Raw genomic sequence first — 18,684 nt, 5'->3', positions numbered from 1 at the left:
GCCTAGTCGAACGAGAGCCCGCGACGGCCCTTGTGCCTGCGCTTGCGCTCCTTGTCGGCGACGCCGATCTTCCCCCACTCGTAGGTGATCCGGCGGCGGAAGACGCCCAGCGCGTCGCCGCCGTAGAGCAGGAGCTCGCGCGGGGAGTCGGTCTCCCCGAGCGTGGGCTCCCAGAGGTCCGTCGAGACGAACGCGAGCAGCGCGGGCGTGCTCAGGCGCATCCGCGCGACGAGGAGCCCGCACGTCGCCTTGTCGCCGGGCCGCGCCCGCTTCGCGCGCTTGCCGCGGCCGCGCGCCTCCTTGGCGTCGCCCGGGCGCGCGCAGCCGCCGCCGAGCACGAGCTCCTCGTTGCCCCGGGGGTGCCAGGTCCACATGCGCTCGACCTTGAACGTGGCCTCGGGCGATCCGGCCTGGGCCGCGGCGCGCGCCTCCTCCGGCGCGAGCTCGGCGAGTTGCGCCGCCGCGCGCGGGTCGACGAGCGGCTCCAGCCGGAGCGGGCGATCGCGCGTCACCTCGAGCACCACCTCGAAGCTGTTCACCTCCCCGGCGCAGCAGCGCACGCCGACCTCGGGGCGGCGCGTGTCCGGCTTGACGCCGCGCCCGTGGGCGCAGCGCCCCACGAGCTCCCCCGAGGGCCCGTTGCCCCCGCGCAGCGTCACGAGCCCCGGCTTGCTGGTGTCCCGCTGCCACTGGCTCGACGTCCAGGTCCACACGCCGCCGTGGAGATCGTGCACGCCGAACGCGCTCACGCACCCGGCGTTCACGCCGTTCGGCGTCAGCACCCGGCTCTGCCCGGTCGCGCACACCGAGGCCTTGTACGCGTCGCCGTACTCGTACGTGGTGTTCGCCGGCCCCTTGCAGGCCCGCTCGATCTCGAGCTCCGTGCAGAGGCGCTTGCCCTGCGCCTCGCAGAGCGCGCGCGCCTCGTCCTGCGTGACGTTCGTGGTCGGGATCGCGCCGACCTCGTTGGGGTACGAGAAGACGTCGATGTAGAAGCCGTGCATCACGACCTGCGCGCCCGCCATCTCCTCGTCGGCGATGCGCGGCAGCCGGTCCGGCGGCGTGCCGGCGATGAGCACGCCCTTCGGGATCCACGCCATGCCGGGGCGCGGCTCCGGCTCGGCCTGGCCCACGTCCCAGGGCGGCGCGGCGTCGAGGTCGGCGTCCGTGCGCGGCGAGGCGCCGCCGCGCTCGCAGCCGGCGGCGGCCGCGAGGAGGACGGCGAGCGACGCGGCGGCCGCGAGGGACTTCCCCCTCAGCGCGCGGACGGAGCGCTGCTCGCCGGGGCCCACGGTCTCACTCGGGGTCGCGCTCGCGGAGGTTCAGCTCCTTCATCTTGAGCTGGAGCCCCTTGCGAGAGATCTTGAGGAGCCGCGCGGCGTGCGTGACGTTGCCGTGCGTCTGCTTGAGGGCGCGCTCGATGAGGTCGCGCTCCAGCTTGCTCATCGCCGCCTTGACCTGCTCCTTCAGGCCGTCGGGCGTCGACGGCGCGAGGGCGGTGTCCGCGGCCGCGGGCGGCACCGACGCGCCCGGCGCCGACGTGGCGCCGCTGCGGATCTCCTCCGGCAGATCGTCGAGGCGGATGCGCGCGCCGTCGGCGAAGAGCAGCGCGCGCTCGACGACGTTCTCGAGCTCGCGGATGTTCCCCGGCCACGCGTGCGACGACAGGCGCTCGAGCGCCTCGGGCTCGATGCCCTCGATGCTCTTCTTGAGGCGCGCGTTGAACTTCGCGACGAAGTGGGCGCAGAGGTGGGGGATGTCGCTCCTCCGATCGCGCAGCGCGGGGAGCGCGATCGGGACGACGTTGAGCCGGTAGAAGAGGTCTTCCCGGAACGTGCCCGCCGCGATCTCCCGCTTGAGATCGCGGTTCGTGGCGGCGACGAGCCGGACGTCGACGTGGATGGTCTTGATGCCCCCGACCCGCTCGAACTCGCTCTCCTGCAGGACGCGCAGGAGCTTCACCTGCATCTCGGTCGGGATCTCGCCGATCTCGTCGAGGAAGAGCGTCCCGCCGGAGGCGAGCTCGAAGCGCCCCGGCTTGGAGGCGACCGCGCCCGTGAAGGCGCCGCGCTCGTAGCCGAAGAGCTCCGACTCCATGAGATCCTTCGGGATGGCCGCGCAGTTGACCTTGATGAACGGCCGGTCGCGCCGGCTGGAGTTCTCGTGCAGCGCCCGCGCGACGAGCTCCTTCCCGGTGCCGCTCTCGCCGCTGATGAGCACCGTCGTCGGCGTGTCGGCGACCCGCTCGAGGATCGCGTAGAGCTCCTGGATGGGCGGGCTCTCGCCGATGATGCCGAAGCGGTCCGAGCCGCCGCGGGGAGGCGCCGCGGTGACGTCGCGCGTGGCGTCCGCGCTCGCGAGATCGCGGGTGCGGAGGGCCTTCTTCACGACGACGCGCACCTCGTTCTGATCGAACGGCTTCGTGATGTAGTCGAACGCGCCCGTCTTGAGCGCCTCGACGGCGTTGTCGACGGTCCCGTGCGCCGTGAGGAGCACGACGGGGCGCGAGGGGTCGTCGCGGAGCGCGGCCCGGAGCAGGTCCATGCCGTCGACCTTGGGCATCCGGAGATCGGTGATGACCAGGTCGATGTGGTGCTCCTTGAGGAACGCGAGGCCCTCCTCGCCGTCTTCGGCGGTGTGGACCTCATAGCCATCCCGGCCGAGCTGGGCGCTGAGGACCCGCCGGAGGTTCGCCTCGTCATCGACGACGAGGATCTGCTTCTTTTCGGGGAGCATCACCGGGCGAGACTAGCAGAACCGGCAACCGGGCAAGCGCCGTGACCGATCCCCGGCGCTCGGGGTCGGTCGTCGCCAGTCGTCGTCGGTCATCGTCGGTCGTCGATCTGGCCGCGCGGCGCGGTCGCGCCGGCGGGCGCCGGATCCGGCCCGCCGCCTCGCTCGGCCGCCCGTCCCGCGGTCGACGGGCCGAGCGCATTGCCCCGAAGTCCGCCGTGATGCCTTTTTCTCGCTGCCGGCGAAACGGATCAGTATGCTGCGCCCACTTCTCGTGGAGGGCGGCTCGGATGCGTGTGCTTCGGACTTGGCTGGTCGGTCTCGGCGCGGGGATGTTCCTCGCCGCGGGGTTGGCCGTAGCAGGAGATCCGGCCATCGAGTACCCCGAGTGCAACCGCACCGCGACGCCCGCTGACCTGGAGGGCGCCAAGGGCGCGCACAAGGCCGCCACGCAGTTCTACGAGCGGGCCGACTACGACCGCGCCATCCAGTACTGGAAGGACGCTTACCGGCTCGACTGCGCGGCGCACGCCGTGCTCATCAACATCGCCAACGCGTACGAGAAGAAGGGTGACCGCGCCGAGGCGGTCACCGCGCTGGAGACGTACCTGGCCCGCATGCCGGACGCGACCGACGCGCAGACGATCCAGGACAAGATCCAGAACCTCAAGAACTCCATCCGGCCGGCGCCGACCCCGACCGCCAGCGAGTCGGCGTCCGCGCCCGTGCCGCCTCCGACGCTCCCCACCGCCTCGGCGACCCCGAGCCTCTCCGCGGAGCCGCCCCCGCCGCCGCAGCCTCCGTACGGGTATGCGCCGTGGGTCGCGACCGGCGCCGGCGTGGTCACGCTGCTGGTCGGCGGGATCCTGACCTCGAGCGGCTTCGCGGACATCGGCTCCGCCGAGGACAGCTGTCCGTCGCGCGTCGACTGCGAGCCGGACGTGGCCGATCTGGGCAACCAGGGCCGCACCCACGCGACCGTCGGCGGCGTGCTCCTCGGCCTGGGCGCCGCGGGCGTCGCGGGAGGCCTCATCTGGGAGCTCGGGTTCAACCAGCCCCGTCCGGCCGCCAGCTCGCCTGCGCCCTCCGGCGGGATCCGGCTGACCCCGGTCGCCGGTCCAGGCGCGGCCGGGGTCGGCGTGTCGGGCCGCTTCTGAGCGGGCTTCCCGGCGCGACGCCGGCCTCCGAGCCGGCGCCGGCGCGCCACGAGCGGCGCGATCCGCCGCCCTGGCCTGCGAAGGTGCGCCGCTGCCGGGAGCGCCGGGCCGCCCGCGAGCGAGCGCTCGCGGGCACATCGTCTACTCTTCCACCGTGCGTCTCAGCTCGTCCTCCCGCTTGCTCCTCACACGGTCCTCTCTGAACAGAATCGCGCTTCCGGGCGCGCTGCTCGCCGCGCTGTCGATCGCGGGAGCCGCGGTGCTCGCCCGCGGCGAGGCCCCCGCGCCCGCGCTCGCGCGGATCGGCCACCTCCTCGTGCCCGCGGCCGCCGCGGCGCCCGCCGCGAGCGCCGCCGCCCGGGTCGCGATCCTCGCGACCACGCCGGGGGCCACCCGGACCACGCTCCACATCGCCGCCGTCGGGGGCGCCCAGGCCGGCCCCGCGCTCGCCACGCTCCAGCACCTCGACGACGCGGTCGTCCGCGCCCGCGTCGTGCCGCGGACGCCGATCGTCGTCGCGACCGCCGACACGCGCCCGTCGCGCGATCGCTCGTTCAACGCGACCCTCTTCCGCGTCGAGCCGCACGCCGAGCCGGTCGCGCTCTGCGACGGCGTGGTGCACGCGAGCCGCCCGCTCGTCACCGCCGACGGGCGCGTCTTCGTCTCGCGCGGCGCCGCCGGCCCGGAGCCGCCGATGGACGGCGACCTCGCGCGGCTCCGGGTCGACGCGCTCACGATCGACGAGGTCGACCTCGCCACCGGCGCGACGCGCACCGCGCACCGGCACACGGGCTACCTCGCCTTCCTCGCCGGCGCGTGGAACGGCGAGCTCGTCGTCTACCGCGTCTCCCCGGGGTCGGCCGACCTCGTCCTCGTGAACCCCGACTCCGGCGCGGCGCGGGTGCTCGCCCCGTCGATCCCGCCGTTCGCGCGCGATTTCTCGATCGACGCGACCACGGGCGCGCTCGTGTTCCAGGAGCGGCACGAGGCCGATCCCGGCCTCTGGGTCATCGATCGCCTCGACCTCGCCCGCGGCAAGCGCGCCCGGCTCGAGGTGAGCGCGAACAGCGGCCTCGCCCCGCACGCCTGGCCGGGCGGCGGGCTCGCGTACACGCCCGACCGCGCCGCCGGGCTCCGCGTCGTCGGCGCCCGCGCGGAGGTCCGCGGCCCGCTCGGCGCCGGCGTCGACGCCATCCAGGCCGTCTCGCCGGACGGGGCGTGGGTCGCCGCGCTGCACACGAACCCCTCCGCGTTCGCCGTCCCCTTCGCGATCCACGCGGAGAGCGGCGAGGCCTTCGCGATCCCCGCGCCGTCCGGCGCGCGCATCGCCGTCGCCGGCTTCACCACCGCGAAGGAGGAGCCGTGAGGAGCCGCCTTCTCCTGGTCCCGGCGGCGATCTCCGCGGCCGCGCTCTTGGCGCCGGCCGCCCGCGCGGCGTACTGCCCCTGCTTCACCGCGTCGAGCGCCTACAACGATCGCGGGTGCGCGATCGAGGCCGTGCCCGGGATCAACCCGTCGGTCGCGGAGTGGAACGCCATCTTCGACCTCGTCTCGCGGGGCCCCGCGGCCTGGGGGGACGCCGGCCCGGAGACCATCGATCTCGGCCAGGGCTGCGAGAAGCCCGAGGCGCCGCGGCAGGTCGACGCGACGTTCCCGTGCGAGCTGCTGAAGGCGATCGCCATGCAGGAGTCGGGGTGGCAGCAGTTCTGCGCGCCGGACCGGCCGATGGACCAGGCGGGGGCGAGCTCGCGGACGATCATCTCGTTCGACTGCGGCTACGGCGCCTCGCAGATCACGAGCGGCATGCGCGGCGGCGACAGCCCGGATTTCGACCCGCGCCGCGTGGCCGCGGACCCGACGTACAACGCGGCCACGGGCACGCACATCCTCGCCATGAAGTGGAAGGCCACGCGCTGCGTCGGCGACCGGCAGCCGTCGATCGTCGAGCACTGGTACAGCGCCGTGTGGGCGTATAACGGGCTGTCGTACGTCAACAACCCGAACAACCCGAACTACGACGCGGGGCGCGGCGTCTACGATCCGGCGATCGGCGGCGCCGCTCCGTACCAGGAGCGGGTGTTCGGCCGGATGGAGCACACCGGCGGGCGCTGGGAAAAGACCGAGGTCGCCTACCCGGCCCTCGGCGAGATCGGCGCCGGCGGCGCGCCGGCCGCGCTCTCCGAGCCGCGCTGCGCTTCGCCGACGGACTGCACGCGCACGCGCCCCCTCCACGTCACGCGCTGCGCCGACGACGGCGGCCCGACGGGCGAGGGCGGCGCGGGGGGCGTGGGCGGCAGCGGAGGCGGCGGCAGTACAGGCGGCGGCGACAGCGGTAGTACAGGTGGCGACGGCGGCGCAGGCGGCAGCGGCGGCGCTGGGGGCGTGGGCGGCAGCGGCGGACCGGACGGCAACGCCGGAGGCGCGCCCGTGACCGCAGGCCAGGGAGGATCCGGAGGCCCCCTGGACGACGAGGAGAACGACGACGGAACGACCACGACGGTGGGCCTCTACGGCCGGTGCTCCTGCGACCTGCCCGGGAGCGGCGGCGCCGCCGGCGCGGCGTCCTGGGTGGCGCTCGGCGCGGGCGCGCTCGCCGCGGCGTGGCGGCGGAGGCTTCCGAGGCGCCGTCGCGGGGATTAACCTCGCAGGCCATGCCGCCTTCGCTCGGCTCCGAGCTCATCGCCGCGTGGGCTGCCCGGCGGGGCCTCGCCTTCACCGCGCGCCCCGACGAGGCCTGGTTCCGTCGCTGGGAGCCGTACGACACCATCGCGCCGCCCTCCGCCTATCTCTCCTCGTGCACGTGGACGGCGAACCCCGGGCACGCGGTCATCGCCGAGCCGTGGTACGCGGACGGCGACGCCGAGCCGCTCGAGCGATCGCTGCTCGGCTTCGCGGCGCACCCGGCGCTCCAGCGCCGCGCCGCGATGCGCGTCGGCGAGCATTTCCTGACCCGCGTCGCCTTCATCGAGAGCGCACCGCCGCCCCGGGTCGTCCTCGGCGACGCGCTCTGGGACGCCCACGCGACGACCTTCGCCGCCTCGCCGCGCGAGGCCGCCGCCGCGTTCCACCCGCGCCTGCGCAAGCTCCTCGCTCGCCGCGGCTTCCAGGGTCACCTCGAGCTCCGCCCCGGCGGGCTCGTGGTGCACTGCGCCGGCCTGCGGCCCATCCCGGAGCACTACGACCGGCTGCTCGGCATCGTGCGCGAGCTCGTGAACGCGGCGCTCCCGTGAGCGCGGCGCTCCCGTGAGCGCGGGTCGCGCGGGTGGTCGCCTGGGAGCGCGCGGCCACGCCGCGCAAGTGCGCGTGACCACGCCACAATGTGGCGGCACGACCCCGCCGGCCAGCCCTGTCGACGCGTCCGCCGCGTCGGTCTAGGCTCCCCGATCATGGCCAAGGTCCTGGTCGTCGAGGATGAGCCGGCCATCGCCGAGTCGATCGCCTATTTCCTGCGCCGCGACGGGTTCGCGGCCACGGTCGCCACCACGCTCGCGGCCGCCGAGCGGGAGATCGACAAGGCGGACCTCATCATCCTCGACCTGATGCTCCCCGACGGCAGCGGCTTCGATCTCATCGGCCAGGTGCGGCGGAGCGGGGCGCGCGCCGCGATCATCGTCCTGTCGAGCCGCGACAGCGAGGCCGACCGCGTCGCCGCGCTCGAGACCGGCGCCGACGACTACGTGACCAAGCCGTTCTCGCCGCGGGAGATCGTCGCGCGGGTGCGGGCCGTCCTGCGCCGCGCGGCGCGGCCGCAGGCGCCCGACGCCGCCCCGGCGCCGCTGCCGCTCATGGTCGACGAGGCCACGCGCAGGGCGCACGTCAACGGCCAGAAGGTCGACCTCACCCGCGTCGAGTTCGACCTGCTCGCCTGCATGCTCGCCGCGCCGGGCAGGGTGTTCACGCGCGCGCAGCTCATCGACCGCGTCTGGGGCGACGGGTTCGCGATCACCGACCGGACCATCGACTCGCACGTGAAGGGGCTCCGGAAGAAGGTCGTCGAGGCCGGGGGCGACGCCGACCTCATCGAGACGGTGCGCGGCGTCGGCTACCGCGTCACCGACAAGCCGAGCCCCTCGGAAGGCGGCGGCTAGCCCATGGTGCGCCTCGTCGTCACCGCGGCGGCGGCCGTCTCGATCATCCTGCTCGTCGCGCTGTTCGCCTCCCGCCTCGTCCGCGCCCGGACGGCCGGGATGAGCATCCGGATGCAGATCTTCATCGCGCTCGGCGGCATCGTCGGCGCGTTCGCGTTCGGGCTCGGGCTGCTCGTCATCGATCGCATCGAGGCGCGCGCGACGCTGCTCGCCGAGGGCAGCGCGCGCGACGAGGCGGCCGCGTTCGCCGCCGTCGCCGCGATGGAGATGGAGGTCCGCGGCGTCGACCTCGCCGCCGTGCGCGCGCTCGACGGCGAGGGCCCGACGGCCCAGAACATCGCGCTGCTCGACCCGGAAGGGCGCGTGCTCCGGGCCCGCGGCGCCTCGCCGGGCGAGCCCGGGACGGTCTTCGTGACCGCGCCCATCGAGGTCCGCGGCCGGCGCGTCGGGAGCGTGCAGGTCGTGAAGCCGACCATCGTCGTGCAGCGGATGGTCGCCGACTTCGCCCCGCCGATCCTCGTGATCAGCACGGTGCTCGGCGCCGCGGCCGCGCTCTCGTCCTTCCTGATCGGCCGCGCCATCGCGACGCCGATCGAGGCGCTCACCGAGTTCGCCGTGCGCGTGAGCGAGGGGGAGGTGCGCGCGGCGCCGCCGCCGGCCCAGGGCCGCGAGGTCCAGCGGCTGACGCGCGCCATCGACTCGATGCGGCGCCAGCTCGAGGGCCGCCCCTTCGTCGAGACGTTCGCCGCCGACCTGTCGCACGAGCTCAAGAACCCGGTCGCCGCGATCCGCGCCAGCGCCGAGGTGCTCTCCGAGGGCGCGCTCGACGACCCCGAGGAGGCCGCGCGCTTCGTCGCCCGCATCCGCGAGGCGATCACCCGGATCGAGGCGCTCCTCGGGGAGCTCCTGTCGCTCGCGCGCCTCGAGGCGCGCGGCGTGGAGCACGCCGCGGTCGTCGACCTCGTCGCGATCGCGCAGGCCGCCGCGGCGCGGGCGCGGGAGCGCGGCAGCCGCGTCGAGCTCGACGCGCCGAGCTCGGCGGCCGTGCGCGGCGACGAGCTCTGGCTGTCGCGCGCGCTCGACAACCTGCTCGACAACGCGCGCACGCACGGCGACGCCGCGGCGCCCATCCGCATCGCCGTGTCCCGCCTGGGCGGACAGGTCGCGATCGCGATCCGCAACCGCGGCGAGATCGGGCGGCACGTCGCCGGCCGCCTGTTCCGCCGGTTCGTGACGACCCGCGCCGACCGGGGCGGCACCGGCCTCGGCCTCGCGATCGTCAAGGCGATCGCCGAGGCCCACAGCGGCTCGGCCGAGTGCACCCACCGCGGGCCGCCCGAGGTCGAGTTCAAGCTGTCGCTGCCGGGGGCCTGAGCCGGTCGGGAACCACGAGCTCCCCCGCTCCATTTTCTTTCCCCCCGATTCACCCCCGGGACCATTTTGGTTTCCGGGAGGTTTCTCCGGTTTGACAGCGCACCCGATCGGTGGTGCGAAGGCGCGGCCGGCGGTCGGGCGGAGCGCTCCGCCGGGCGCGCGCTAAGGTCCACGGGCGGCGGCCCTTGAGCTCATCCGCGGCATCCTCCACAGAACCTCCACAATCGCATCACCGTCTGCCCCCCTACCGCGCCCAAGCTCGGCGCAAAGTGGGTCGTCGTCCCCACCAGGAAAACCATGACGTCCAGCAATCTCCCCAAGCACGTCGCGATCATCCTCGATGGCAATGGCCGCTGGGCAGCGGCGCGGGGTCTCCCCCGGATGCAGGGGCACCAGCACGGCGCGCAGGCCGTGCGCCTCTCGGTGCGCGCCTGCCGCGATCGCGGCATCCCGTACCTCACGCTCTACGCGTTCAGCGTCGCGAACTGGTCGCGGCCCAAGGACGAGATCGACGCGCTGATGCGCATCTGCCAGGAGTTCGCCGAGGGGGAGCACGACGAGCTGATCCGGCGCGGCATCGCGGTGCAGATCGTCGGCGACCTCGAGGACATCCCGACCCCGACGCGGCGCGCGATGGAGAAGCTCGTGGAGGACACCTCGGGCGGCACCGAGATGACCCTGGCGCTCGCGCTGAGCTACGGCGGCCGCCGGGACATGGCGAACGCGATGCGCGCGCTCGCGGTCCGCGCGCGCGCAGGCCTCGTCATCCCGGAGGAGATCAACGAGACGTCGCTCCGGAACTTCCTGACGACCAGCGCGATGCCGGATCCGGATCTCATCATCCGCACGGGCGGAGAGAAGCGCCTCAGCGACTTCCTGCTCTTCGAGGCCGCGTACGCGGAGCTGTTCTTCACCGACACGCTCTGGCCCGATTTCACCGAGGCGACCTTCGACGAGGCGCTCGCGACCTACGCCCGGCGCCAGCGGCGCTACGGCCGGACCGGCGAGCAGGTCCGGCGGATGGCCGCGTCGGGCTGAACCGGCGCCGCGCGGCGTGCCGCGCCCGCGCGCGCCCGCGTCGCTCGTGGCGCTCGTGACGCTCGATTCCGGGGCCGCGATGCAGTACGAAAGACGCGCTTGTCGTCCACGCGCCCGTAGCTCAGCTGGATAGAGCAGCGGCCTTCTAAGCCGCGGGTCGCAGGTTCGAATCCTGCCGGGCGTGCCGAACGTCCCCGGTGCGTCGCTTGACGGTCCTGCCCGCAGCGGACCACCATGTTCCTGGCATCATGGAGAAGCGGGTCGTGCTCGTGCTGGGCGGTCTGGTGCTGGGCGCGGCCTGCGCGCTCGCGGCGGGGCGGGTGCGCGCCCAGGGGATCGCGCCGAGCGCCCCCGCGCTGAGGTGGGAGCAGGACTGCGAGCAGGCGCACGGCGTCGAGGAAGCCCGCGCCGTCGCCAAGGCGCGCGGGGAGAGCGGCTGGGAGCTCGTGGCGCTCGACGCCGGCGTGATGTGCTTCAAGCGACCGGCCCCGGCGCCTCCGAAGCCGGCCGACCCCTGGCCGGGCTACTGACCCATCGCCGCGGCGCGCGCCGCGCCCGCCGTTCGAGGCGGACCGGCCCCGGGGGCGCCGCGGCCGCCGCCCTTCTCGGCCCGCGCGCTGCGTGTCAGCGTTCGGCATGATCGATCTGTGCGACCGGCGCTACGCGCTGCCCGCGCGCAAGACCGTGGTGTTCTGCGTCGACGGCTGCGCGCCCGAGTACCTCGACCAGGCGCTCGCGGACGGGCTGATGCCTCGGCTCGCGGCCACGCTCGCCGGAGGCGGCCTGTACATGCGCGGCCGCGGCCAGATCCCGAGCTTCACGAACCCGAACAACGTGTCCATCGTGACCGGCCAGCCGGCGCGCGTGCACGGCATCTCGGGCAACTACTACTTCGACGCCGCCTCGGGGGAGGAGGTGCCGATGAACGACCCGCGGTTCCTGCGCGTCCCGACGCTGTTCGAGAAGATGGAGCAGGCGGGCGTCCGGACCCTCTGCATCACGGCCAAGGACAAGCTCCGCGCGCTGCTCGGCGCCTGCCGCGAGGGGGGGCCGCGCCCGATCTCGCTGTCGGCCGAGAAGGCGCACGAGCAGGCGCTCCCGGAGCACGGGATCGCCTCGATCACCGCCGCGGTCGGCCGCGAGAACCCGTCGATCTACGACTGGGACATCTCGCACTACGCGATGGAGATGGGCCTCGCGCTGCACGAGCGGGTCTCGGCCACGCTGCTCTACGTGTCGCTGACCGACTACGTGCAGCACAAGGAGCCGCCGCGCGGGCCGATGTCGGATCGGTTCTACGCCCGCTTCGACGCGCTCTTCGGCGCGTACCTCGACGCCGGGTTCGTCTGCGGCATCACCGCGGATCACGGCATGAACGACAAGACCGCGCCGGACGGCTCGCCCAACGTGCGCTACCTCGAGGACGCGCTCCGCGAGGCCGGCCTCTCGGGCTTCCGGGTGCTCCTGCCGATCACCGACCCGTACGTGGTGCACCACGGCGCGCTCGGGTCGTACGCCACCGTGTACGCCTCTGCCTCGGCGCAGCCGCGCGCCGCGGAGGTCCTCGCGCGGCTCCCGGGCGTGGAGCTCGTCCTGCCCCGCGACGAGGCCGCGCGGCGCTTCGCGCTGCCGCCGGACCGGATCGGCGACCTCGTGGTCCTCGGCGATCGGAGCACGGTGCTCGGCAAGAGCGCGGCCTACCACGACCTCTCCGCCGTGCAGCGCGGGCTCAGGTCCCACGGCGGCCTGCACGAGGCCGACGTGCCGATCCTCGCGAGCCACCCGCTCCGGCCCGAGGAGCGCGCGAGGCTCCTCGGCGCGGCCGCGGGCGCGGCGAGCGGCCGGCCGTGCGCGCTGTCGAACGCGGACGTCTTCGATCTCGTGCTGAACCGACTCTCGATCGCCGCGGCCTAGCGCCCTCGATCGAGCGCCTGAAGGGGGGACAGGATGGGCTCGACGCTCTCCATCGAACGACCGGGGTTCCATTTTCCGTGCCTGATCGGGGGCAGGCCGGTGAGCCGGGACGAGCGCATCCTCGTGCGCTACCCGTTCACGGGCGAGGTGATCGGCAGCGTGCCGAGGCTCGACGAGCGGGAGGTGACGCGGGCGATCGAGACCGCGTCGTCCGGCCCGCCGCGGCTCTCGCGCCACGAGCGCAGCCAGATCCTCCTTCGCGCCGCGGCGCTCATCGAGGCGCAGGCGGACGCGGTCGCGCGGCTCATCACGTGGGAGAGCGGGCTCTGCCTCAAAGACACGGCGTACGAGGTGCGGCGCGCGCTCGACGTGCTCCGGTTCGCCGCGTACGAGGCGCTCCGCGACGACGGCCAGTGCCTCGCGTTCGACATCTCGGCGAACGGCAAGCCCCGCCGCGGCTACACACTGCGCGAGCCGCTGCGCCTCGTGACGGCGATCACGCCGTTCAACCACCCGCTGAACCAGGTCGCCCACAAGGTCGCGCCGAGCATCGCGAGCGGCAGCGCGATGGTGCTCAAGCCGTCGGAGAAGACGCCGCTCTCCGCCGTCTACCTCGCGGCCGTGCTGCACGAGTCGGGGCTGCCGCCCGGCATGCTCAGCGTCGTGACCGGCGACCCGGCCGAGATCGGGCGGGCGCTCGTGACCCACCCCGCGGTGGAGCTCGTGAGCTTCACCGGCGGGGTCGAGATCGGCAAGCGCATCGCCGGCATGCTCGGCTACCGGCGCGCGGTGCTCGAGCTCGGCGGCAACGATCCGCTCATCGTGCTCGACGACGCGGATCTGGACGAGGCGGTGCGGCTCGCCGTCTACGGCTGCTACAAGAACTCGGGCCAGCGCTGCACGGCGGTGAAGCGGCTCATCGTGAGCGAGCGCGTCGCGGACGAGTTCGCGGCGCGCCTCGCCGCCGCGTCGGCGCAGCTCAAGGTCGGCGATCCGCGCGACCCCGCGACGGACATGGGGACGGTGATCTCCGAGGCCGCGGCGCGGCAGCTCGAGGCGGCCGCGGCGGACACGCTCGCGCGGGGCGCCGAGCTGTTGTTCGGGAACGAGCGCCGCGGGGCGCTGTACGGCCCCGCCGTGATGGATCGCGTGCCGCGCGACGCCCCGTCCGTGCAGCAGGAGACCTTCGGCCCGCACGCGCCGATCCTCCGGGTGAGGGACATCGACGAGGCGATCGCGGTGGCGAACGGGACGAGCTACGGCCTCTCCGCCGGCGTCTGCACGAACGACATGAGGCACGTCCACCGGCTCGTCCGGGAGCTGCGCTGCGGCACGGTCAACGTGCGCGAGGTGCCGGGGTACCGCTCCGAGCTGTCGCCGTTCGGGGGCATCAAGGACAGCGGCACCGGCGTCAAGGAGGGCGTGGTCGAAGCGATGAAGGCGATGAGCAACGTGAAGCTCTACACGATGCCCTGGGAGTGAGCGGCCCAGGGCGCTTCCCCATACCGCCGCGGCGCGCGCCGTTGTAAGCCGATCGGCATGAGCGGAGAGCCCCTGTCGGAGCGAGAGTTCGACGCCGTGGCCGATCGGTCGCTGCGCGCGCTGGATCGGGCGGTCAACGAGATCCCCGACGGCGTGGAGGCCGACCTGCAGAGCGGCATCCTCACCCTGGAGTTCGAGGACGGCGTCAAGTACGTCGTCAACAGCCACCGCGCGGCGCGGCAGATCTGGATGGCCGCCGAGCGGGCGGCGTGGCACTTCGACTACCTGCAGCCCGAAGGCCGCTGGGTGGCGCAGCGGACCGGCGAGGAGCTCTGGAGCACGCTCGAGGCGGTGGTCTCCCGGAAGCTCCGCCGCGACGTGAAGCTCGAGCGCTGAGCCCCGCCGCTCACAGCGCGAAGCGGATGCCGAGCGCGCCGAGCGGACCCGTCACCGAGGCGCCGACCCGCAGATCGAAGGCGACGCGGTCCCACGGCCGGAACGAGAGGCCGAGCTCGGGAAAGAGGAGCCACGGATAGACGACCGGCTTCAGGCCCTGGGGCTTCCCCTTGGGGCGGGTGAACCAGCTCGGCTCGGCGTAGCCGGGGTAGTGATCCGCGTCGTAGTCGAGCTGGTTGCAGTACCGGAAGCTCCCCTCCGGGTTGTTCGGCCCGCGGCACTTCTTGTAGCGGTACGGATCCCCCGGCACGAAGGTGCTCTGGTCGCCGGGGACGGCGTCGCCGGGGTACGCCTGGGTCCGGTAGAGCTCGCCCATGAACATCCAGCCCACGCCGACGCCCGCCCCGACGCGGAAGGCGAACCGCTCGTCGCGATCGAGCGGAATGTTCCAGACCAGGCGGGCGTCCGCCTGGAGCGCCTGGAGATCGCTCTCGATGATCTCGTAGTCGGTGTCGGGGTGCCCGTTCGGCAAGAAGGGCGTCTCCTGCAACCGGAAGCGCGCGTAGGCGACCGAGAAGACGAGATCGAAGCTTCCGAGCCGCGTGGACAGCGAGACGTCGCCGCCGGGGAAGAAGGCGTGCCGCCCGCCCTCTCCGAAGAGCTCGAACATGACTTGGGGGACGAAGAAGCCCCGGAAGCCGGCGCCGAGCCACACGTTCCGCTGCTTGCGCCGGGCCGGCGGCGTGGGCGCGGGCATCTCGTCCGGCGGCGTGGGCTCGGGCATCTCGACCTGCGGCTTCGCCTTCTCGTCGGGCCCGGCCGCGACGCGCGGCTCGTCTTCCGCCGGCTTCTCCGGCGGCGTCTTCGCCACGGGCTTCGTCGGCTTCTTCTCCGGCGGCTTCTTCGCCACCGGCTTCTGCGGCTTCTTCTCCGGCGGCTTCTTCGCCACGGGCTTCTCCGCCGGCTTCGCCGCCACGGGCTTCTCCGCCGGCTTCTTCTCCGGCGGCTTCGCCGCCACGGGCTTCTCCGCCGGCTTCGCCGCGCCGGGCTTCGGCTTGAGGCGCAGCTTGAGCTCGCGCCGCTGCTTCTCCTTCAGCGTGATCTTCTGCGAGAGCTCCTCGTACCCGTCGGCCCTGGCGACGACCGACAGCGGCTTGCCCGGATCGAAGCGCTGCGGCGTCGATGGATCGCCGATCGGCTCGCCGTTGATCTCGACGACGAGCCCCGCGTAGGGCTCCGCCGGCGTGACGACGAGCGTCGGGATGCGCGCGTCGAGCTGCGCCGCCTTCTTCTTGGCCGATGTGATGGCCACGACATCCCGACCGGTGTAGCCGGGCTCCCGCTTCTCGCTCGCGACCGTGTGATAGATCTCGCTCGCCTTCAGCAGCTCGCCCTGCTTCGCATAGCAGTCGGCGAGCGGGACCGCAGAGCTCGGGCGGTGCCGCTGGCCCTCGGCGGACTCGAGGAGCGGGATCGCCCGCTTGCAGAACCCGCCCCGCGCCGCGTTGATGCCCTGGTTCGCCTCCTTGTCGCCCGGCGCGGCGAGCGCCGCGTGGGCGAACAGCACAGCCAGGACGCCGGAGAGAGAAGCGATCGGAAGACGCAAGAGGCGCTCAGTCTACCACCTCATCCACGGCGCGCGCGGGACGGACGCGCCATTTGCGCCCACGGATGTCGCGAACGGCACGGCGGCCCGAGGTAAGGAGCCGCGCGGGCGCCAATGTGGCGGCGCCTCGCGCCGCTCCTTACCTCGGCTCGGGCCGCCTCGACGGAGCGAACGCGGCCTGGACGGCCCGCCGTCCGGGCGATCGCGCGGGCCGCCGGGGAGACACGGGGTTTTCCGGGGATCCCGAGCGCCCCCGGAAGCGCGCCCGGAACGTCGAAGCGCTGCAGACGAAAAGCTCGACGGACTTCTCTTTACACCTTCGACGCTGGCCGAGAGCCCCTGTAAGCTCCCCCGGAATGGCTTCCGGCGCAGGTATCGAAGAACCGCACGGGCTGGGCGAGAGCACCGGCGCAGAGGGATCGGGCGGCGGCGTTTTGTCCGGGCCCGTGCGGCGCACATTGAAGGCAGGCGAGATCCCGAACACGTTGATCGAGTGCGTGCACTCGGTCGAGTGCGCGGGCTGTCCGCTCATCGCGGGCGATTACGCAGAGCAGCTCAGCACGAAGCGCGCGAGGGTCGTGTCCGCGGCCGCGCACTACCCGTCGCTCGAGCTGCTCCAGACGAGCCCGGTCATCCCGGCTGATCCGATCACCGGCTATCGCGGCCGAGCGAAGCTCATCGTCGCCCCCTCCGGCGCGATCGGGCTGTACGGCCGCACAGGGCATCACGAGGTCGTCGACATCCCGGGCTGCCGGGTCCTCGCCCCGGCCCTCGCGGCGGTGACCTCGCGGCTCCGCGAGCTGATCGCGTCCCCGCCGCCGGAGGTCCGGCCGCTGCTCCTGCCGTACGATCCGGCGCGGGGCGGCGTGCTCCGCGCCCTCGACCTGCGCGAGGTCCACCTCGCGCCCGGCACGCCGCTCTACGCGGAGATGGGCGCGACCGAGGACAACCCGGCGTTCGTGCTGATCACGTTCGTCCTCCAGCGCGAGCGCGCGTGCACGCGCGACGAGCTGCGCGAGGCAGGCCGCGCCATCCGCCCGATGCTCCCCCGCGTCATCGGCGTCGCGGCGAACTTCCACGACGCGGAGGCGCCGCAGATCCTCGGCCCCGAGACGATCGTGCTCGACGGCGTCTCGCACGCGGAGGACCGGATCGGGCAGACCTACCACGTCGCCGCGTTCGGCTCGTTCGTGCAGGCGCACCGCTCGCAGGCCGCGCGCGTGCACGCCCTCCTGCTCCGCGAGATCGCGTCGCTCGAGAACGACGGGCCCGTGATCGAGGGCGAGGCCCCGATGGGCCCGGCCTCCCGGCGCAAGGAGCCGCCGCGCATCCTCGACCTCTACGGCGGCTCGGGCGCGATCTCGCTCGCCCTGGCGCAGGGCGGCAACCGCGTCCTCATGGTCGAGTCCTTCGCGCCCGCGGCGGCGAACGCCCGCGCGGCGGCCGAGGCCCAGGGGCTGAGCCAGCGCGTGGAGGTGCGCACCGGCGACGTCGCCGAGATCGTGAGCTCCCTCGTCAACGGCTCGGAGAAGTTCGACGGCATCGTGGTGAACCCGCCGCGCCGCGGCGTCTCCCCGACCGCGCGCGAGGCGATCGCGCGCCTCGGCGCGCCGCTGCTCGTCTACGTCTCGTGCGATCCCGACACGCTCGCGCGCGACCTCGATCACTTCTGCCGCCTCGGGTACTCGTCGACGGAGCTCACGCCGCTCGACATGATCCCGCTCACGGAGGAGATCGAGACGATCGCCGCCCTCCGGAGGACGCCCCCGCCGGCGCCGAAGGTCATCTACGACGACGACGGCGTGCTGGTCGTCGAGAAGGGCCCGCACGAGCCGGTGGCCCCGCAGCCGGAGTACCTCGGCTCGCTGCTCGCCCGCTGCGCCCGCATCCCGGGCAGCACCACGACGCCCGTGGTCGTGCACGCGCTGGATCCGGGCACGAGTGGCCTGGTCATGCTCGCGCGGAACGAGGAGGCGGCCGCGCGCTGGGGCGAGGCGCTCACGAAGACGGGGCGCCTCATCTACCTGGCCGCGGCCAAGGGCGTGACCCCGGGCAAGGGCGCGATCACCCGCGACCTCCGCGAGGGGACGCGCACGTACACCGCGCGCACGCGGTACCGCCGCCTCGCCGTCGCCTCGGGCCACTCGATCCTCCGCGTCATCCCGGACGGCGGGCGCACGCACCAGATCCGGCGGCACCTCGCCGCGATCGGCCACCCGATCCTCGGCGACGAGCGCTACGGCCACGTGCCCACGAACCGCTACTTCGAGGAGAAGCACGGGCTCGACCGCTCGTTCGTGCACCTCGTGCGCATCGAGATCGAGCACCCCCGCACCGGCGTGAAGATGATCATCGAGTCGACGCTCCCCGGCGACCTGCGCTCGGCGCTCGAGCGCTCGACCGGCCCGTCGGTCCTGCGCTTCCTCGAGCAGAAGCACGCCCTCGGCGAGCAGCGGGCGGTCGCCGTGCTGACGACGGCCACCGACGAGCCCGCTCCGAGCAGCAGGATGATCCCGCTGCGCACCGAGGACTCCGAGTCCGCGCCGCCCCCCTCCATCCGCAGCCCCGGGCCCATCTCGATCCGCGTCCCGGATCTCGATGAGTCGCCCCGGACCATCCGGCACCCCATCATCTCGACCGGCGACGAGGACTGAGCGGCCCGCGCCGCCGCTCCCGCGCACGCAGGCGGCCGGCCGCCGCCGTCGCGGTCGGCGGCCGCGGCGCTCCCGCCGCGACCACCTCGCGCGCGGTCGGCGGCCGCGTCGCTCCCCTACCCGCGACGCCGTCCGCCTTACCTGAGCGCCGCAGGTAGAAGACCGGTCCTCGCGGGGCGCGGGTCCGTCCGTGTGCCCGACCCGCCCACCTTGGAGCGATGGGCTGCGAGCGGATCTGGTAG

The 18,684-nt window shown here is 73.8% G+C and carries 15 protein-coding genes and 1 tRNA gene; 13 read left to right on the top strand and 3 right to left on the bottom strand.

Translation table 11 applies throughout. From position 1 onward, the window contains the following. Positions 1 to 2: 2 nt before the first annotated feature. A complete protein-coding gene (locus tag WME83_RS15215) occupies positions 3 to 1,292 on the bottom strand; it encodes a formylglycine-generating enzyme family protein (RefSeq protein ID WP_437320005.1) in 1,290 nt (429 codons plus the stop codon). A gap of 4 nt (positions 1,293 to 1,296) precedes the next feature. Further along, positions 1,297 to 2,736, bottom strand: a complete 1,440-nt coding sequence (locus tag WME83_RS15210) for a sigma-54-dependent transcriptional regulator (protein WP_437322000.1) — start codon at positions 2,734 to 2,736, stop codon at positions 1,297 to 1,299. Between the two features lie 293 nt (positions 2,737 to 3,029). Here WME83_RS15210 and WME83_RS15205 point away from each other — a divergent pair, with 293 nt between their 5' ends. The 12 genes from WME83_RS15205 (at position 3,030) to cyaY (ending at position 14,182) form a co-directional block, all read left to right on the top strand. Next, positions 3,030 to 3,890, top strand: a complete 861-nt coding sequence (locus WME83_RS15205) for a tetratricopeptide repeat protein (RefSeq protein ID WP_437320004.1) — start codon at positions 3,030 to 3,032, stop codon at positions 3,888 to 3,890. A gap of 178 nt (positions 3,891 to 4,068) precedes the next feature. Next, positions 4,069 to 5,256, top strand: a complete 1,188-nt coding sequence (locus WME83_RS15200; RefSeq protein ID WP_437320003.1) for a hypothetical protein — start codon at positions 4,069 to 4,071, stop codon at positions 5,254 to 5,256. Then, a complete protein-coding gene (locus WME83_RS15195; protein ID WP_437320002.1) occupies positions 5,253 to 6,530 on the top strand; it encodes a hypothetical protein in 1,278 nt (425 codons plus the stop codon). Before WME83_RS15200 ends, WME83_RS15195 begins: the two co-directional genes overlap by 4 nt. Before the next feature lie 11 nt (positions 6,531 to 6,541). Then, positions 6,542 to 7,120, top strand: coding sequence for a hypothetical protein (locus tag WME83_RS15190; protein WP_437320001.1), 579 nt, complete (start codon positions 6,542 to 6,544; stop codon positions 7,118 to 7,120). A 156-nt stretch (positions 7,121 to 7,276) separates the two neighbouring features. Then, positions 7,277 to 7,978, top strand: coding sequence for a winged helix-turn-helix domain-containing protein (locus WME83_RS15185; protein WP_437320000.1), 702 nt, complete (start codon positions 7,277 to 7,279; stop codon positions 7,976 to 7,978). A 3-nt stretch (positions 7,979 to 7,981) separates the two neighbouring features. Further along, positions 7,982 to 9,352 (top strand): histidine kinase dimerization/phospho-acceptor domain-containing protein, encoded by a 1,371-nt coding sequence (locus WME83_RS15180; RefSeq protein ID WP_437319999.1) that lies wholly within the window; start codon positions 7,982 to 7,984, stop codon positions 9,350 to 9,352. A gap of 297 nt (positions 9,353 to 9,649) precedes the next feature. Beyond that, on the top strand, positions 9,650 to 10,390 hold the full coding sequence (gene uppS, locus WME83_RS15175; RefSeq protein ID WP_437319998.1) for a polyprenyl diphosphate synthase: 741 nt from the start codon (positions 9,650 to 9,652) through the stop codon (positions 10,388 to 10,390). Positions 10,391 to 10,500: 110 nt separating this feature from the next. Next, positions 10,501 to 10,574, top strand: a tRNA-Arg gene (locus WME83_RS15170). A 64-nt stretch (positions 10,575 to 10,638) separates the two neighbouring features. Then, complete coding sequence (locus WME83_RS15165; protein WP_437319997.1) at positions 10,639 to 10,920, top strand: hypothetical protein; 282 nt, start codon at positions 10,639 to 10,641, stop codon at positions 10,918 to 10,920. Positions 10,921 to 11,026: 106 nt separating this feature from the next. Further along, positions 11,027 to 12,304: a phosphonoacetate hydrolase gene (gene phnA / locus WME83_RS15160; RefSeq protein ID WP_437319996.1), complete on the top strand. Its 1,278-nt coding sequence runs from the start codon at positions 11,027 to 11,029 to the stop codon at positions 12,302 to 12,304. A 33-nt stretch (positions 12,305 to 12,337) separates the two neighbouring features. After that, positions 12,338 to 13,786: a phosphonoacetaldehyde dehydrogenase gene (phnY, locus tag WME83_RS15155; RefSeq protein ID WP_437319995.1), complete on the top strand. Its 1,449-nt coding sequence runs from the start codon at positions 12,338 to 12,340 to the stop codon at positions 13,784 to 13,786. Positions 13,787 to 13,843: 57 nt separating this feature from the next. Continuing rightward, on the top strand, positions 13,844 to 14,182 hold the full coding sequence (gene cyaY / locus WME83_RS15150; RefSeq protein WP_437319994.1) for an iron donor protein CyaY: 339 nt from the start codon (positions 13,844 to 13,846) through the stop codon (positions 14,180 to 14,182). A gap of 10 nt (positions 14,183 to 14,192) precedes the next feature. Here cyaY and WME83_RS15145 read toward each other — a convergent pair whose 3' ends face one another. Next, positions 14,193 to 15,788, bottom strand: coding sequence for a PEGA domain-containing protein (locus tag WME83_RS15145; protein WP_437319993.1), 1,596 nt, complete (start codon positions 15,786 to 15,788; stop codon positions 14,193 to 14,195). A 446-nt stretch (positions 15,789 to 16,234) separates the two neighbouring features. Between WME83_RS15145 and WME83_RS15140 the strand changes: the two genes are divergently transcribed. After that, a complete protein-coding gene (locus WME83_RS15140) occupies positions 16,235 to 18,442 on the top strand; it encodes a pseudouridine synthase (protein WP_437319992.1) in 2,208 nt (735 codons plus the stop codon). The last annotated feature ends 242 nt before the right edge of the window (positions 18,443 to 18,684 follow it).

The organism is Sorangium sp. So ce385 (assembly GCF_051474135.1).
In the GTDB taxonomy this organism is placed as follows: domain Bacteria; phylum Myxococcota_A; class Polyangia; order Polyangiales; family Polyangiaceae; genus Sorangium; species Sorangium cellulosum_D.
Note: the sequence above shows the minus strand (reverse complement) of the source record. Positions and strands in the feature narration are given on the sequence as shown.

Excerpts from the sequence above, each read along its gene's own strand:
- WME83_RS15180 (WP_437319999.1), top strand. The coding sequence starts at position 7,982 with ATGGTGCGCCTCGTCGTCACCGCGGCGGCGGCCGTCTCGATCATCCTG.
- phnA (WP_437319996.1), top strand. The coding sequence starts at position 11,027 with ATGATCGATCTGTGCGACCGGCGCTACGCGCTGCCCGCGCGCAAGACC.
- WME83_RS15185 (WP_437320000.1), top strand. The coding sequence starts at position 7,277 with ATGGCCAAGGTCCTGGTCGTCGAGGATGAGCCGGCCATCGCCGAGTCG.
- WME83_RS15165 (WP_437319997.1), top strand. The coding sequence starts at position 10,639 with ATGGAGAAGCGGGTCGTGCTCGTGCTGGGCGGTCTGGTGCTGGGCGCG.
- WME83_RS15190 (WP_437320001.1), top strand. The coding sequence starts at position 6,542 with ATGCCGCCTTCGCTCGGCTCCGAGCTCATCGCCGCGTGGGCTGCCCGG.
- uppS (WP_437319998.1), top strand. The coding sequence starts at position 9,650 with ATGACGTCCAGCAATCTCCCCAAGCACGTCGCGATCATCCTCGATGGC.
- cyaY (WP_437319994.1), top strand. The coding sequence starts at position 13,844 with ATGAGCGGAGAGCCCCTGTCGGAGCGAGAGTTCGACGCCGTGGCCGAT.
- phnY (WP_437319995.1), top strand. The coding sequence starts at position 12,338 with ATGGGCTCGACGCTCTCCATCGAACGACCGGGGTTCCATTTTCCGTGC.
- WME83_RS15210 (WP_437322000.1), bottom strand. The coding sequence starts at position 2,736 with ATGCTCCCCGAAAAGAAGCAGATCCTCGTCGTCGATGACGAGGCGAAC.